Source organism: Exiguobacterium sp. s163 (assembly GCF_018617135.1).
Taxonomy (GTDB): domain Bacteria; phylum Bacillota; class Bacilli; order Exiguobacteriales; family Exiguobacteriaceae; genus Exiguobacterium; species Exiguobacterium profundum.
Window position 1 is genome coordinate 63575 of the sequence record NZ_JACSJN010000004.1, and the last position, 15327, is coordinate 78901.

The 15327-nt window shown below is 49.7% G+C and carries 14 protein-coding genes; 11 read left to right on the forward strand and 3 right to left on the reverse strand.

Annotation, left to right across the window (positions count from 1 at the left end; translation table 11 throughout):
- Nucleotides 1-14 precede the first annotated feature (14 nt).
- Entirely contained in the window at nucleotides 15-1058 is a 1044-nt protein-coding gene (locus tag KNO71_RS11270) for a GGDEF domain-containing protein (protein ID WP_214684254.1), read from the reverse strand.
- Nucleotides 1059-1398: 340 nt separating this feature from the next.
- Between KNO71_RS11270 and KNO71_RS11275 the strand changes: the two genes are divergently transcribed.
- The 6 genes from KNO71_RS11275 (at nucleotide 1399) to KNO71_RS11300 (ending at nucleotide 8339) form a co-directional block, all read left to right on the forward strand.
- Nucleotides 1399-1803: a CoA-binding protein gene (locus KNO71_RS11275; protein ID WP_074037001.1), complete on the forward strand. Its 405-nt coding sequence runs from the start codon at nucleotides 1399-1401 to the stop codon at nucleotides 1801-1803.
- 126 nt (nucleotides 1804-1929) lie between these two features.
- Complete coding sequence (parE, locus tag KNO71_RS11280; RefSeq protein ID WP_211782817.1) at nucleotides 1930-3897, forward strand: DNA topoisomerase IV subunit B; 1968 nt, start codon at nucleotides 1930-1932, stop codon at nucleotides 3895-3897.
- A gap of 2 nt (nucleotides 3898-3899) precedes the next feature.
- Nucleotides 3900-6305: a DNA topoisomerase IV subunit A gene (gene parC / locus KNO71_RS11285; RefSeq protein WP_078146928.1), complete on the forward strand. Its 2406-nt coding sequence runs from the start codon at nucleotides 3900-3902 to the stop codon at nucleotides 6303-6305.
- Between the two features lie 223 nt (nucleotides 6306-6528).
- Nucleotides 6529-7146 carry an NUDIX hydrolase gene (locus tag KNO71_RS11290; RefSeq protein WP_078146927.1) on the forward strand — a complete coding sequence of 206 codons (618 nt, stop codon included), beginning with the start codon at nucleotides 6529-6531 and terminating at the stop codon, nucleotides 7144-7146.
- An 11-nt stretch (nucleotides 7147-7157) separates the two neighbouring features.
- Complete coding sequence (locus KNO71_RS11295) at nucleotides 7158-7871, forward strand: MBL fold metallo-hydrolase (RefSeq protein ID WP_214688703.1); 714 nt, start codon at nucleotides 7158-7160, stop codon at nucleotides 7869-7871.
- A 15-nt stretch (nucleotides 7872-7886) separates the two neighbouring features.
- Nucleotides 7887-8339 (forward strand): GNAT family N-acetyltransferase, encoded by a 453-nt coding sequence (locus tag KNO71_RS11300; protein WP_012726325.1) that lies wholly within the window; start codon nucleotides 7887-7889, stop codon nucleotides 8337-8339.
- Between the two features lie 125 nt (nucleotides 8340-8464).
- Here the strand turns inward: KNO71_RS11300 and KNO71_RS11305 are convergent, their stop codons facing one another.
- Nucleotides 8465-9004 carry a GNAT family N-acetyltransferase gene (locus tag KNO71_RS11305; RefSeq protein WP_214684262.1) on the reverse strand — a complete coding sequence of 180 codons (540 nt, stop codon included), beginning with the start codon at nucleotides 9002-9004 and terminating at the stop codon, nucleotides 8465-8467.
- A 207-nt stretch (nucleotides 9005-9211) separates the two neighbouring features.
- Here KNO71_RS11305 and KNO71_RS11310 point away from each other — a divergent pair, with 207 nt between their 5' ends.
- The 5 genes from KNO71_RS11310 to KNO71_RS11330 all read left to right on the forward strand — a co-directional run bounded on the left by KNO71_RS11310 (nucleotide 9212) and on the right by KNO71_RS11330 (nucleotide 13792).
- Entirely contained in the window at nucleotides 9212-10060 is an 849-nt protein-coding gene (locus KNO71_RS11310) for a transporter substrate-binding domain-containing protein (protein WP_214684263.1), read from the forward strand.
- A 7-nt stretch (nucleotides 10061-10067) separates the two neighbouring features.
- Nucleotides 10068-10766, forward strand: coding sequence for an amino acid ABC transporter permease (locus KNO71_RS11315; protein ID WP_031423690.1), 699 nt, complete (start codon nucleotides 10068-10070; stop codon nucleotides 10764-10766).
- Nucleotides 10767-10879: 113 nt separating this feature from the next.
- Nucleotides 10880-11788: an AAA family ATPase gene (locus KNO71_RS11320; RefSeq protein ID WP_012726321.1), complete on the forward strand. Its 909-nt coding sequence runs from the start codon at nucleotides 10880-10882 to the stop codon at nucleotides 11786-11788.
- Nucleotide 11789: 1 nt separating this feature from the next.
- Complete coding sequence (locus KNO71_RS11325) at nucleotides 11790-12818, forward strand: DUF58 domain-containing protein (RefSeq protein WP_078146923.1); 1029 nt, start codon at nucleotides 11790-11792, stop codon at nucleotides 12816-12818.
- Nucleotides 12815-13792: a hypothetical protein gene (locus KNO71_RS11330; RefSeq protein ID WP_214684264.1), complete on the forward strand. Its 978-nt coding sequence runs from the start codon at nucleotides 12815-12817 to the stop codon at nucleotides 13790-13792. Before KNO71_RS11325 ends, KNO71_RS11330 begins: the two co-directional genes overlap by 4 nt.
- A 43-nt stretch (nucleotides 13793-13835) precedes the next feature.
- Here KNO71_RS11330 and cls read toward each other — a convergent pair whose 3' ends face one another.
- Complete coding sequence (cls, locus tag KNO71_RS11335; RefSeq protein WP_214688706.1) at nucleotides 13836-15302, reverse strand: cardiolipin synthase; 1467 nt, start codon at nucleotides 15300-15302, stop codon at nucleotides 13836-13838.
- Nucleotides 15303-15327 lie beyond the last annotated feature (25 nt).

Genomic DNA, 15327 nt, shown 5'->3' on the forward strand with positions numbered 1-15327 from the left:
GAATGCCCCTTTCTTCATGTAGTTCTCACTTGATTCTTTCCGCTACGCTTCCCTTCACGAAGGAAGTTGTCCGCTTCTTTGACGATCTCTTCGACCGTATCGTGACCAACACGAACCGCAAGTCCGAATGTCATTGTGACATGAAGACGTTCTCCTGCGTAATGGAGAGGGGTCGACTCGATTTGTTGTCTCAACTGCTCGACGATTGGAAGGAAGTCACCGGACGGACTCGATAGGTAGACCAGGAACTCCTCTCCTCCCCAGCGGACGGCCATGCCGTCGATATCGGATAATATGGAGGCCACTTGTTGAAGCACCCGGTCCCCACAATCATGACCGTACGTCTCGTTAAACGATTTGAATCGATCGATGTCACCGAGAACGATTGCATACGGAACGCCTTCATGAGCGGCTTTGTCGATTGCTTTAGAAACTTGTTCATGCCCAACTTTTCGGTTCAATAGTCCGGTCAATCCATCCGTAGACGCTAGGATCTGCAATCGCTCATTGGATCGTTCGAGTTCATCTGTCACTTCGACAACGGCTGACTCGAAGATGAAGGAGAGCCCTGCGATCATCACCACGGTCGATAGGATGCAAAAGAGTCCGAGCGCTTGTTCCACCTGAATCGGTAGGGTCTCGATGCCGTCGGACACATAGATGAACAGAAGGCTATAAATCAACATCGCGATGGCCGTGGTCAAGATGCGTTGGCTTCTGGATACGCTTGGCATGAAAAAGACACCATAGGCCATCATGAGGATGAAATAATGCATGTTGATCTCCCAACCGAGAATGACGGTCGAGATGACGGCGTTGTAAACGACTTCGATAAAAAGTCCGGTAAAGAAGATGCCGTACCACCGCCTATGTACAAAGTAGAATGAAATCGTGTAATAGATCACACTCAAGCCATTTGATAGGAATAAGAGAGTCATATCCAAACGATAAAACAAGATGCAAAATAGGAAGTGGACCAACCAAGCGATGACATTGCCGTAAAAAGTAATTCGTTCGTTATATAGTGTTCCTCGACGAGTTTCATAGGTTGTTCCCATCACACACCTCCTTTCTTTTAGTATAACGAAACAATGATTAAATTTGTATAGAAGTCCGTAAAATGACTTTAAAAAACGTCCTAATTTCGTATGTATCGTTGCGTGAAATAGATATTTCACGCAATGTACATGAATTGCGTGATTGTATCTCAATCGAGTGGTTAATCAACTGATTGATTTTATAGCAAAATAAATGGTAGACAATAATTTGTTATGTAAACCATATTGGTTTGTTTTGAAATTGTAATGTTGAGTCATTATACCTTATGATGAAAATAAGACTTGAAACAGGAAGGAAGGTAACGTTACACTGTAAACGTAAACCAAAGGGGGATTTTGGATGGATGATCAGCGTTTGAAGCAACTTTTGTCTGAAGCGAAGACCATTGCGGTCGTCGGCGTGTCCGACAACCCGAACAAGACGGCCAACCAGATCGCAGAGTATTTACTCCGTGTCGGCTATACCGTCATCCCCGTCAACCCGATGCTCGAGGAGTGGAACGGACGCAAAGCGTATCCGTCCGTCGAGAGCATCCCGGGTAGAATCGATATCGTCGACGTGTTCCGTCGCAGCGAATTTTTAGCGGGTGTCGCGGAAGATGCGGTACGACATGGGGATGTCGGGCTCGTCTTCAACCAGCTCGGTCTCTCAAGTGCTGAGGCGGAGCAAATCGTGCGTGACGCCGGGCTCGATTATATCGAGAACCGCTGCCTGTACGTGGAACATGCTCGTCTACTCGGATAAGACCTACCTCCTTGGTAGGTCTCCTTTTTTTCAGCGATGGCTGACAAGGGAGGCTTGCCAGAATCGATGAACAGCTATACAATAGGAAAGAAAAACGAACGTGTGTTCGAAATTGAGGTGACTGCTATGTCAACAGATCTATTTAATTACAATGAAGACGCCATCCAGGTGCTCGAAGGACTCACGGCCGTAAGGAAACGTCCGGGGATGTACATCGGGTCAACCGACCATCGCGGACTTCACCATCTCGTCTATGAGATCGTCGACAACGCGATCGATGAGGCGCTCGCTGGGTTCGGTGGTCAAATCGATGTGACGATTCATAAGAATGATGCCATCACGGTCCGTGACCACGGACGTGGGATGCCGACAGGAATGCATGCCTCTGGAAAGCCTACCCCAGAAGTCATCTTCACAGTCCTCCACGCCGGCGGAAAGTTTGGCCAAGGCGGCTACAAGACGTCTGGCGGACTTCACGGCGTCGGCGCCTCGGTCGTCAACGCCCTCTCGAGCAAGGTCGTCGTGACGATTCATCGTGACGGCAAAGTGTTCGAACAGACTTTCGCGGATGGCGGTGTGCCTCAAACGACACTGATTGAGACAGGCAAGACACGCCAAACTGGCACGAGTGTCTATTTCAAACCGGATGCGACCATCTTCTCAACGACGACGTATAACTATGACACGCTCGCCGAACGCCTCCGTGAATCGGCTTTCCTCTTAAAAGGATTGACGATCACGCTCACTGATGAGCGTACGGAGAAACAAGAGACGTTCCATTACGAGGAAGGAATTGCCGAGTTCGTCCAATACTTGAACGACGACAAGGCGACGCTTCATCCGATCGTCTATTTCGAAGGGACAGAGAACGAGATCGAGATCGAACTCGCATTTCAGTTCACGGATGCCTATTCCGAAAATGTGCTCTCGTTTGTCAACAACGTCCGGACACGCGATGGTGGAACGCACGAGGTCGGTGCCAAAACGGCGATGACCCGGATCATGAATGAGTATGCCCGTAAGAACGGACTGCTCAAAGAGAAGGATAAGAACCTAGACGGCGGTGATGTCCGTGAAGGACTCACGCTCATCGTCTCGGTCCGGATCCCGGAAGAGTTCCTCCAGTTTGAAGGGCAGACGAAGTCGAAACTCGGGTCACCAGAGGCACGTGCGAGTGCTGACAGCGTTATGGCGAAACAGTTGACGATCTTCCTAGAAGAGAACCCTCAGATGGCGACGATGCTCATCAAGAAGGCGATTCGTGCGGCTCAGGCTCGCGAGGCGGCTCGAAAGGCCCGTGAAGAGGCACGTAACGGGAAGAAAAAGAAACGTTCGAGCATCTTGAACGGGAAATTGACGCCGGCGACGTCGAAGAATGCCGCCAAGAACGAACTGTTCCTCGTCGAGGGTGATTCGGCCGGTGGTTCCGCCAAACAAGGGCGCGACCGTACGTTCCAAGCCATCCTCCCACTACGCGGGAAGGTCATCAACTCAGAAAAGTCGAAACTTCAGGACATCATGAAGAATGAAGAAATCAATACGATCATCCATGCAATCGGCGCCGGGGTCGGTCACGATTTCGACTTGGATGACTGCAACTTCGACAAGATCATCATCATGACGGATGCCGATACGGACGGTGCGCATATCCAAGTGCTCCTTCTCACGTTCTTCTTCCGTTATATGCGACCGCTCGTCGAGGCGGGCCGTGTGTTCGTCGCCTTGCCACCGCTCTATCGCATCTCAAAAGGGAAAGGCAAGTCCGAACAGTTCGACTATGCCTGGGACGAAGAGGCGCTCGAGAAGCTCGTCAAAGTGTATAAGAAAGGCTATATCCTCCAACGCTACAAAGGTCTCGGTGAGATGAACGCGGACCAGTTATGGGAGACGACGATGAATCCGGATACCCGTACGCTCATCCGTGTCACGGTGGACGATGCGGCTGTCGCGGACAAGCGTGTATCGGTCTTGATGGGTGACAACGTCACGCATCGCCGTGAGTGGATCGAGGAGAACGTCGCCTTCGGACTCCAAGAAGATGATTCGATCATCGCCAATGAACATGTGACTAAAGCGATTGAGGAAGTGATGTAACGATGTCGACGATTCAACACATTTTAAATCTATCTCTCGAACAGGTCGTCGGTGACCGGTTCGGGCGTTACTCAAAATATATCATCCAAGACCGTGCCTTACCGGATGCTCGTGACGGACTCAAGCCCGTACAACGCCGGATTCTATATGCGATGCACCATGAGGGGAATACGAACGACAAGCCATACCGGAAGTCTGCGAAGACGGTCGGGAACGTCATCGGGAACTATCACCCGCACGGGGACTCGTCCGTCTATGAGGCGATGGTACGTCTCTCGCAAGACTGGAAACTCCGGTATCCGCTCATCGACATGCATGGGAACAACGGGTCGATGGACGGTGACCCGGCAGCGGCCATGCGTTATACGGAAGCCCGTCTCTCGAAGATTGCGGGTGTCATGTTGACGTCGATTGCGAAGAATACGGTCGACTATACGCCAAACTTTGATGATTCAACGGAAGAACCGCTCGTCTTGCCGTCGCTCCTCCCGAACTTACTCATGAACGGGACGACAGGGATCTCAGCTGGTTATGCGACGGAGATCCCTCCGCATAACTTGACGGAAGTGCTCAACCTCGCCATCGCACGCTTGAAGGGTCAGGTCGATACGGCGAAAGACGCCCTCGAGTATGTCACAGGACCTGACTTTCCGACCGGAGGGACGGTCATGGGGAAAGACGGTATCCTCAAGGCGTTCGAGACCGGTAAAGGGAAGGTCATCATCCGAGCGAAGTCCGAGATTGAGCAGCTAAAAGGTGGCCGTGAACAGATCACGATTACCGAACTTCCGTATGAAGTGAATAAGGCGAACCTCGTCAAAAAGATGGAAGAGCTCCGTCTCGATAAAAAAGTCGAAGGTGTCGCGGAAGTCCGTGATGAGACGGATCGGACGGGCCTTCGGGTCGTCATCGAATTGAAGAAAGAAGCGGACGCGGAAGGTGTCCTTCACTTCTTCTTGAAGCATACGGACCTACAGCTCGCCTATAACTACAATATGGTATCCATCGTGAACCGGACGCCGAAACAGATGGGAATTATCCCAATCATTGACGCCTATTTGAAACACGTCGAAGAAGTAGTGACACGCCGAACGACGTTCGAGCTCGAACAGGCGAAGAAACGTGCCGAAATCGTCGACGCCTTGGAACAAGCCATCTCGGTCCTCGATGAGACGCTCGAATTGATCCGTTCCGCCAAAGACAAGACGGACGCGAAGAAGAAACTGATGGAGCGGTTCTCATTTACGGAACGCCAGGCCGAAGCGGTCGTCATGCTCCAGTTGTATCGACTCACGAATACGGATATCGTCGAGTTGCAAAAAGAAGCAAAGGCGCTCCAAAAAGAGATTGCCCGCCTCTCAAACATCCTCGAGGTGGACGCGACAAAACGAAAGTTGATCGTGAAAGAACTTACGGCATTGCGTGACGAGTTCGGAGATGACCGTCGTTCGGTCATCGAGTCGGAAGTTGAGGAATTAAAACTGAAGACGGAAGTTATGATTGCTGTCGAAGAGACGATGGTATTCGTCAGCCGTGACGGGTACGTCAAACGTGCCTCGATGCGCTCGTATGGCGCGTCAAGTGACGTTTTACCGGAGATGAAAGAGAAGGATCGTCCACTTCTCACGACACAAGCCATGACGACGGACCACTTGCTCGTTTGGACGAACAAGGGTAGTTACCTCCTCATCCCGATCCATCAGATTCCAGAATCGAAGTGGAAGGATGCCGGACAACACGTCGCCAACCTCGTCCCGATTGAAGGGGAACAGGTCATCTCGGCAGACGTCGTCTCGACGTTCGATACGGACGCCCATTGCCTCTTCGTGACGAAAGACGGGATGGTCAAACGTACACCGTTACGCGACTACGACGCGCAGCGGAAATCGAAACCACTCATGGCCTTGAAGCTGAAAGGTGACGACGAGGTCGTCTTCGCCGGAATCAGTGACGGTCCAGGGCAGTTGTTCCTCGTCTCAGAGCGTGGATACGGTCTCTGGTTCAAAGAGGATGATGTCCCTGTCGTCGGACAGCGGGCAGCCGGTGTGAAGGCGATGAACCTGAAAGACGGTGACCTCGTCGCCGATGCCTTCTCCTTCTTCACGCCACCGTTGTTCGTTCTCGTGACGCAACGGGGAGCGGTCAAGAAGATGAAACTCGAGGACCAGTTCGACTGCACGAACCGCAACCTTCGTGGGACGATGCTCATTCGTGAGGTCAAATCAAAACCACACCAAATCCGTCGTGTGCTTCCAGTACATGGGGATGAGACGCTTCATATCGTCGGGAAAGAAAAAGCAAAACAAGTGAAGACAAAAACCCTTACGCTACTCGATCGCTATGCCAACGGCTCGTTCGTCTTTGACGAAGACTCGTTCGGTGAAATCGAGGACGTGTATCTCGATTAATCAAAAGACCTGTGATTTGGCTGATTCGCCGTTCACAGGTCTTTTTGTCGTAGCCATGTCTCAAGATCGCGTTGTTGTCGTCGATGGTGCCGCGTGTGCATCTCGACCAATTGTTATTCGTATACGTGATGGAAAGCTGACATCAGAGAATGTGGGTTCTGAAAAGGAAGAATGCATCGATTTGCCGAAAAAGACATGTAGGACAAAAGATAGGGGGATCTATATGTCTCAATGGCTGACATGGGCGAAACGAATTCAGGCGCTGTCTCAGGCCGGTCTGACGTTCACGCGTGATCAATATGACCGAGAACGGTACCAAGAGTTACAAGAAATCGCAAGAGAGATGTATGAACGGCACTCGGACTTATCGGACGAGGCCATCTCACAACTCGTTCATGTGGACGGTTATCCGACACCGAAACTTGATGTGCGAGGCGTCATCTTCAAAGATGATCGAATCCTGCTCGTGAAGGAGCGGTCAGATGGGTTGTGGACCTTACCCGGTGGCTTCTGTGAAGTGAATCGCTCTCCTGCTTCGAATATCATCAAAGAAGTAGAGGAAGAGGCTGGCCTGGATGTGATTCCAGTACGGTTGCTCGCCTTGTTCGATATGCATGAACATCCACACCCACCTCTCTCGGAGCATTATTACAAACTTTTCATCGAGTGTGCACTGATTGGTGACGGGGAGGGGAGCGCCGGCGTGGAGACGAGTGACGTCGGTTTCTTTGAACGAGACGATTTACCTGAGCTCTCCCTTGCCCGAAATACGATCGAACAGATTCATATGTGCTTTGACGCGCATTGGCAAGAAGAAGACTGGACCACTTTATTCGACTAGGAGGCTCAATGATGCAAGTAAGACGATATGGACATATCCATCAACTGACCTTTTACGCTCCCGTACTGCCAATCAACGTTCAACTGTTTGAGCATGAGCTCGGACTCGTCTTGATCGACACGGCGCTGGAGCGGAACGCGACCGATATCCTATCGTATATCGCCGAGCTAGACAAGCCACTCCTCGCGATATTGTTAACGCATGCTCATGGGGATCATGTCGGTGGGGTGGACACCATCAAAGCAGAGCATCCGCTCGCTGAACTCTTCATCTCCCGACGTGATGCCCGCCTCTTATCGGGAGATCGGTCGCTAGAGGAAGAAGAGCAGAACAAGATTCGTGGTTCTTTGCCGACGATTCGTTCTACACCGGATGCGGTACTAGATATTGGTGAGCGGTTATTCGGTTTACGTGCCCTCGATGCAGCGGGTCATACACCAGGGTCAATTGCGTACTATGACGAGGTAAATCGGGTATTATTTGCAGGTGACGCTTTTCAAACTCAGGGAGGGGCAGCGGTAGCGGGAGATGTTCGGCCGTTATTCCCATTACCAGGACTCGCGACATGGAATCGGTCCGTTGCCGTCGAGAGTGCGGAGCGGCTAGTGGACTTGTCACCACTCCTTACTTTCGTAGGGCACGGTCCGCCACTCAAAGGGACACACCGGCTCTATTTGGCGTTGAAACGGGCGAAACGGAAGCAGGCGAGAAAGTTTATCCGTTAACGGGAGGGTTGCACCATGCAGCTGAAAGAAGTTGCCATTCATCAATTTGAGCAAGCCCAACAGATGCTCGAGATTCAACGTAACGCTTATGCTGTCGAAGCGGAACTGCTCGGGTTTGACGAAATCCCAGCGCGCTATGAGACGATTGATGTCATTCAAAACTTACCAGGCACGAGTTATGGCTTATATATCGAGGAGCGGTTGATTGGGTTTGTCACGGTGGAAGCATCTGAGAAAACTGTTGAAATCACGAAACTATGTATCGACCCGACATACTTTCGGGCGAGACTGGCGACGACGTTACTCGAACACATATTGAGCATTCACAAAGGAAAGTTGATTTACGTGCATACGGGCAAGCATAACGGACCGGCGAAGCGTCTGTATACGAAACTTGGATTTGAACCGAGTGCCGAATTCGAACCAGAACATGGCGTCACATTGATCCGGTATACGCATACGTCTTAAATTCAAATCTCATCTCACTATCATAAGTATACTAATATAATGAGATGAGATATTATTTTTACTGATAATATATGTTATGTAAACTAATAAAAAATAGAGCAATTTTTTCTCTATTTTAAAGCTCCCTATTCCTTAAAAATCTTGTACCAATACAAGGTCAACTCGATTTGTGGATTCGCGTATTGTTTGATCGTGTCGACGCCTCCGAGTTGAAATCCCTCTTTTCTATAAAAGCGACATGCAATCAAGTTATCGTTCTGCGCTTCAAGCGATAAGCCGATCAGCTGTTTTTCTTTTGCCCACTGTTCGGCTGTTTCAAGCAACAGTTTTCCGATTCCACGCTTACGATGTGTTTGACGGACCGCGATATTTTCAATGTATGCAAATCGATTCCAATCCTTCACGAGTCGGATTTGTCCGACACATTCATCTGCATCCATCGCTAAAAACAGGATGCGACTGTCATGTTCGATATATTGTTTCCAGTCTAATCGATCGTCCGGAAATGTTATCTCTCTGACTTCTTCATCTAATTCTTCGACATATGTCCATTTTCCATCCATATAACTTGGCATGATTCGTCCGATGATCGGAAAAGGATCATTTGCATCGTTTACAATATGAATATGCGCCTCATCTAAGGCAATGATTTGAATCAAACTCATACGCTCTGCCTCCTCAATATCGATTCTGTCTCACTTAATTTTTACTTCTGTATCATTCGTGTGAATTTAGCATTCATAGGAATGATAACGCTTTATGAATAAACGTTTCAAATTTTAAATTCACCTGTTTAATACATGCTTCACAGTTGCTAGACCGCTCAAGTCATGCTATTTTTAGACAGATGAACCATCTAAGGAGGAATTCTTGTGAAACGAACGACTAAAGGTTTGGCAGCAACTTTATTTTTAGCAATCCCACTTGCTGCTTGTGGTGATGATAGCACGGATCAAGCAGATACGACACGCTGGGAAGAGATTCAAGAAGAAGGCACATTGACGGTCGGTACGGCCGGTACCCTCTACCCCGCTTCTTTCCGTGAAGAAGAGAGTGACACGTTGACAGGATTTGATGTCGAACTCATGAAAGAAGTCGCCAAGCGTCTTGACCTCGAGATCGAATTCAAAGAAACGGCATTTGACAACATGTTGACGAGTGTACAGAACGGTCAAATCGACGTGGCAGCGAATGATATCTCGGTAACAGAAGACCGTAAAGAGAAGTTTGCCTTCTCAAAACCGTATAAATACACGTACGGGACGGCCATCGTTCGCAAGAGCGACCTCTCTGGAATCGAATCACTCGAGGATTTGAAAGGTAAGAAAGCCGCTGGTGAGGCGACGACTGTCTTCATGGACGTGGCTCGAGAATATGGTGCAGAAGAAGTCATCTATGACAACGCGACGAACGATCAGTACTTGCGCGACGTTTCAACAGGACGGACCGATGTCATCTTGAATGACTATTACCTTCAGACGTTGGCCCTTGCCTTCTTCCCTGAGTTTGATATCACGATTCACCCGGATATCGCCTATAACCCACAAGAAGTCGCTTTCTTGATGGACAAAGAAAATGACGAGCTCCAGGAGAATATCGACCGTGTACTAGATAAGATGCTTGAAGATGGTACGGTCAAGAAACTATCTGAGCAATTCTACAATGGCGCGGATGTTTCGGTAGAACCAGACGTAGACGCAACAATCGTCGAAACGAAGTAATGACGGCATGACGTTCTCAGATATTAAATGGGACGCCATCTTTGACGTAGACCTGGCGATTCAATCATTTCCTTATCTATTGGGTGGATTACCGAATACGCTTTGGATTTCGTTCGTCAGTATGTTTTTTGGTCTCTTGCTCGGTCTTTTGTTGGCGCTCGGGAAGTTGTCTCCGACACGACTCCTTCGATACCCGTCAACTTTCTATATCTCGTTCATGCGTGGCGTACCCATCTTGATCATTCTGTTCATCCTCTATTCGGGATTCCCGTTCATCGGGATCGAGTTCGCCGCTTTGACGGCAGCCATTCTCGGATTCAGTTTGAATTCCGCCGCCTATATCGCTGAGATCATCCGCTCCTCGATTCGTGCGGTCGATGACGGACAGGTGGAGGCGGCTCGTTCACTCGGGATGGGGAAATGGCTAACATTGAAGGGGGTCGTCTTACCACAGGCGACACGGATCGCCCTTCCGCCGCTCTCGAACGTTTTTCTCGATTTGATTAAAGCCAGTTCGCTCGCCGCGATGATCACGGTACCTGAGATCTTCAACAAGGCCAAGATCGTCGGTGGTCGGGAGTTCGACTACATGACAGTGTATATCGTCGTGGCGTTGATCTACTGGGCAATCTGTACGTTCATGTCCTTCTTCCAAGAATGGCTCGAACGTCATTTTGAACGATATTTAGATACTCCGAAACGTTGACTGACTGGCTTATGCCGGTCGGTCTTTTTTAGTGAATTTGATTTTTGATACATCTCCTGAACCGATTATGCTATGATTTTCTTAATTATCAGAAAAATATAGGGGGATTTTGAATGAACCATCCATGGGTTTCACATTTGAATGATCAAGTCATTGGTCAATCGAAAGCCATCAAGCTCGCTTCGATTGCGCTACTCTCGGGAGGTCACGTTTTACTCGAGGACCGTCCCGGCACAGGCAAAACTACACTCGCCCGTAGTTTAGCAAGCTCCATCTCGGCGACATTCCAGCGTGTACAATGTACTCCGGATACATTGCCGAGTGACATATTAGGAATGGAGTTGTTCAATCCGACGACCGGGGCGTTCGAACGCCGGACGGGTCCGATTTTCACGTCGATTCTACTTGTCGATGAGATCAACCGGACGACACCACGTACACAATCAGCGTTGCTCGAGGCGATGCAGGAACGTCAAGTGACACTCGGGGAAGTGTCGCTCAAGTTACCGGAACCATTCTTTATGATTGCTACACAAAACCCGTTCGACGGGCAAGGGACGTTCCCGCTCCCGCAGGCTCAATTGGACCGTTTCTTATTCAAATTGACACTTGCTCCCCTCTCACGGGATTCCGAACGACGACTGATTCGCAATGAGCATCTCGCTTCAGAATCCTTCTCTCTGCAACAGGACGAATTGTTAAAGATGCAGCAAGAGGTACGAGATGTCCGATTCCACGAGGCGATGGAAGATTACTTACTGGATTTGATGGAGTCACTTCGTCATCATCGTGACATCGAGGTTGGACCAAGTCCACGTGCGACGCTCGCGTATACGATGGCAGCTCGGGCTCATGCCTATATGGAAGGACGCGACTATGTCTCACCAGAAGATATTCGGGCACTCGCGCTTCCGATTTTAGGGCATCGAATCGTCTTGACGGTCGAAGCGTCGCTGAAGACGAAGCCGTCAAAGTTGATCAAATCTGTACTCGAGACCATCCCGGTCCCTTCAGAGGTGTAAGATGCAGTTAGTCAGCCCACGCTATCTCGAGTCCGGCTATATGTGGCTCCTGTTCGTCGTCGGGGTCTTCACGGCACTTTATGGAAACGTCTTGATTGCGAGTCTATTGATCGGTTTTAGTCTCTATGCACTGGTCATGCCATCTTTCATGTTTCGATTGGCAGAACAAATCCATGTCGACCTCACAGAAGAGATGAAACTCTTTCCGAACGACGAGGCCGTCTATGTTTTAAAGCTCGTGTCGACGGCAAAAGTGCCGCTTGGCGTTGTCCGCCTATCCGGCTATTTGCATCCGACCGTGGAATCAGAGGGACATGCGTTTTGGCGTCAGGAGAACTTTGTCGAGACGAATGCGACCGTGGACTTCACAATCCCACTCTATGCGAAGAAACGTGGTCCAATCCGCCTTGAAGCCATCGGGATGGAAATCCGGGATCCGTTGCGCATGTTCTCGCTCTATAAAGAGGACTCACTCCCGCGCATCGGCTACGTCTTCCCTGAGTTTTCGCCCTATCCGATCCCGAAACGTCCCCCTACTCTCCCGGGTGAGGAGATGGTCCGTCATAGTGCCTATCGTGACCCGGAGACGTTCCAGTCGGTCACCCCATATCACGGGCAACCGATGCGACAGCTATATTGGTCTGCCTATGCGAAGACGGGCGAACTGCTGGCCCGTACCGAGCAACCGGTACAAGCAAATGAATATGTCATCGTCCTCGACTTGTTGACGAAGGATGGGCGTGCCCTCACCTATCAGATGGAGCGCCTCATCTCGCAAGCTGCCGCATTATGCCGTGATTTCGAGAAAGAAAATGCGAGTTACGGTCTGATTGTCCCGACGCTTACGAAGGATGGAATCACGTATGACCTTCAACCGGGAAGTGGTGAGGTACATTTTCGGAAGATTATGACGACGTTCGCTTGTCTGTCCGAGAGTGATTTTCCGCTTGCTCGCTCCTTGTTTGAACGAAAGGTCGCCAAATACAGTGGGAATCAGTCGATTCTCCGCTTGGGGGGTGACGGTCAATGAGATGGTTATGGTGGGTCTTCGCAGCATTTTACATCGGGCACGTGTTTCCATTGCTCTTCTTATTGACACTTCGTCTCCCTCGGAATACACAACTGATTGTGCAGACGATCATGAGCGTCGGTGCCCTTTATTTCTCTTATGAGATGAGCATCATGCTTTTGATATTCACATACGTTCATGCATTCATTCGGACGTTGGATTGGACGGACCGTTACGCGATGGCGAGCGTATTGTTTTTGGTGGCGGACTGGTTATTCCCCCCGGCATCGCAATCGCTCGCGATGGTGCTCTTTCCGTTCATCTTTTTGATTTGGCAACGAAACCTGTATTACCGTCGCGACTACAAGCGGATGGTGACGATGTTGACCGTCGGCCTAGGCATCGGGCTGATTGTCTCTCTCATCATTCGTACGATTAAAGAGCTATTGTTTGGTAATGTCGTCGCCTGGATCACTCCATTCTTTTTGTGGATTGGGAGCTGGTTTGATGGAATCGTACTCGACCCGAATGATCGCGTAAACCGCTTCCTCGTACCGAATAACCCGAACCTAGATGCGGAGACAGTGGCGCAAGAGACATTGCTCGCGTCCGCATCGAATAACTCGCTGTTCTATATCGGAGTGTTTGTAATGATCTTGCTTCTTGGAGTAGGATTGTTCTTCTATCTGCAGAAGCGAAAAGACATCCAGGAAGATGGAATGATTCCTAGGAGTATTCACCACCCGACACTCTCAGATAAGCGGATTGTCCGCTCGCCTCGCCAGATTCGCCTTCTTGAGACGGGACGAAAGTTAGAACAGCAGCACCCACGTCTTCGGGAAGAGACGGTGGCTGATTGGTTGCAGCGAATCGAGTTCACGGACCACAGGCTTTATGCAGATTGGTTAGAGGCCGCAGAGTATGGGGACAAGGAAGCGCCACAAGCAATCAGTGATTCATTCGAACGACTCGTTGAACAAGTTAATAAACGCTAAAAAACATCCGGCAGAGGAGTTCCTTCTGACCGGATGTTTTTCATTATAAAATTGGACTGAGAAGGCGGGACACGCTCTCTTTGAAGCGAATCCAACGTGTCCTCGATTCATATCGTTCGATTGTTAGCCGCTCAGCGCGTGCCTCGTCTCGCTCGAACGCATCGATGACGGACTGAGCGATGGCTTTGTCGAAGACAAGCGCTGAAATTTCAAAGTTGAGGCGGAAACTTCGGGCGTCGATGTTCGTCGTCCCAATTGATGCGACTTCTCCGTCAATGACGAGCGTTTTCGCATGAAGGAATCCTTCCTCATACGTGAACACTTCTGCCCCGTAACGTACGAGCTCCGCAGCGTTCGCATAGGTCGCCCAGTAGACAAACATATGGTCGGGCTTGTTCGGGATCATCAGTTTGATCTTAGTACCCGCCATCAGGGCGATTCGACAGGCATCAAGGAAACTTGCATCCGGGATGAAGTAGGGAGTCTGGATATAGATACATTCTTTCGACTGGGTGATCATTTTGACGAGCATATTCTTTAAATGCTCCGTCGACGAGTTTGGACCCGATGTCACGATTTGAACCGGGGACGCATGACGAGCAATTCCTTCGATTGGCCAAACAAAGTCGTCTTTCTGTGCCTTCGTTCGTGTCGGGACAGAGCGATTCCAATCCAGGATGAATCGTTCGAGCAATTCCTTAACGGCGTCGCCTGAAATTCGTAAGTGAACATCTCGCCAATAACCGAAATGCTCATCCTTTCCAAGATACTCATCCCCGACGTTGAAGCCGCCGATATAACCAAGTTCTCCGTCAACGACGCAGAGCTTTCGGTGATTTCGATTGTTGACGCGGAAGTTGATGCCGAGTTTGGACGGAAAGAACGATTTGACTTTCCCACCGTGGGCCAGCAGGTCCTTAAAGTGTTTGTGCCTCAGTCCCCTCGAGCCTACCGCATCGTAGAGGAGTCGGACACGTAATCCTTGTTTTGCCTTTTCGGTCAATAAGCGAATTAACGATTGACCCAGCGCATCGTTTTGGATGATGTAATACTGAATGTTCACTTCTTTCGTCGCCTGTTCAATATCTCTAAACAGTAGATCAAACTTCTCTTTTCCGTCGTGAAGGACGTCGATATCGTTCTGGAAAGACATCATCGCATTCGTCGATACGAGATTCAATCGTGCGAGTCGTCGGTGCTTCAATAGAAGTGGATGATTGAACGGTGCCATGGATTGGTCCGATTGGTCAAGTTGCTCCGCCACATGATGATGATACGCTTCACGTTTCTCTTCTTCGACTTCATAAAAGTTTTGAGATTTGATCAATCGACCGAAGAAGATGTAGACGAAGAATCCGATGAGAGGCAAGAAGAAGAGGACGAGTAACCACGCCCAAGTCGTTCCAATGTCACGCCTTTCAAAAAAGATAATGGTGATTGCAAACGTGAGGTTAAGCAATAAGATGAGCCAAGTCATGATGACGATAATGAGTCCGATAGTCACTTCCATGGTATCCCTCCCTTTTTTCAATTTT

Excerpts from the sequence above, each read along its gene's own strand:
- KNO71_RS11315 (WP_031423690.1), top strand. The coding sequence starts at position 10,068 with ATGACGTTCTCAGATATTAAATGGGACGCCATCTTTGACGTAGACCTG.
- KNO71_RS11270 (WP_214684254.1), bottom strand. The coding sequence starts at position 1,058 with ATGGGAACAACCTATGAAACTCGTCGAGGAACACTATATAACGAACGA.
- KNO71_RS11275 (WP_074037001.1), top strand. The coding sequence starts at position 1,399 with ATGGATGATCAGCGTTTGAAGCAACTTTTGTCTGAAGCGAAGACCATT.
- cls (WP_214688706.1), bottom strand. The coding sequence starts at position 15,302 with ATGGAAGTGACTATCGGACTCATTATCGTCATCATGACTTGGCTCATC.
- parE (WP_211782817.1), top strand. The coding sequence starts at position 1,930 with ATGTCAACAGATCTATTTAATTACAATGAAGACGCCATCCAGGTGCTC.
- KNO71_RS11305 (WP_214684262.1), bottom strand. The coding sequence starts at position 9,004 with ATGAGTTTGATTCAAATCATTGCCTTAGATGAGGCGCATATTCATATT.
- KNO71_RS11330 (WP_214684264.1), top strand. The coding sequence starts at position 12,815 with ATGAGATGGTTATGGTGGGTCTTCGCAGCATTTTACATCGGGCACGTG.
- KNO71_RS11290 (WP_078146927.1), top strand. The coding sequence starts at position 6,529 with ATGTCTCAATGGCTGACATGGGCGAAACGAATTCAGGCGCTGTCTCAG.
- KNO71_RS11320 (WP_012726321.1), top strand. The coding sequence starts at position 10,880 with ATGAACCATCCATGGGTTTCACATTTGAATGATCAAGTCATTGGTCAA.
- KNO71_RS11300 (WP_012726325.1), top strand. The coding sequence starts at position 7,887 with ATGCAGCTGAAAGAAGTTGCCATTCATCAATTTGAGCAAGCCCAACAG.
- parC (WP_078146928.1), top strand. The coding sequence starts at position 3,900 with ATGTCGACGATTCAACACATTTTAAATCTATCTCTCGAACAGGTCGTC.
- KNO71_RS11325 (WP_078146923.1), top strand. The coding sequence starts at position 11,790 with ATGCAGTTAGTCAGCCCACGCTATCTCGAGTCCGGCTATATGTGGCTC.
- KNO71_RS11295 (WP_214688703.1), top strand. The coding sequence starts at position 7,158 with ATGCAAGTAAGACGATATGGACATATCCATCAACTGACCTTTTACGCT.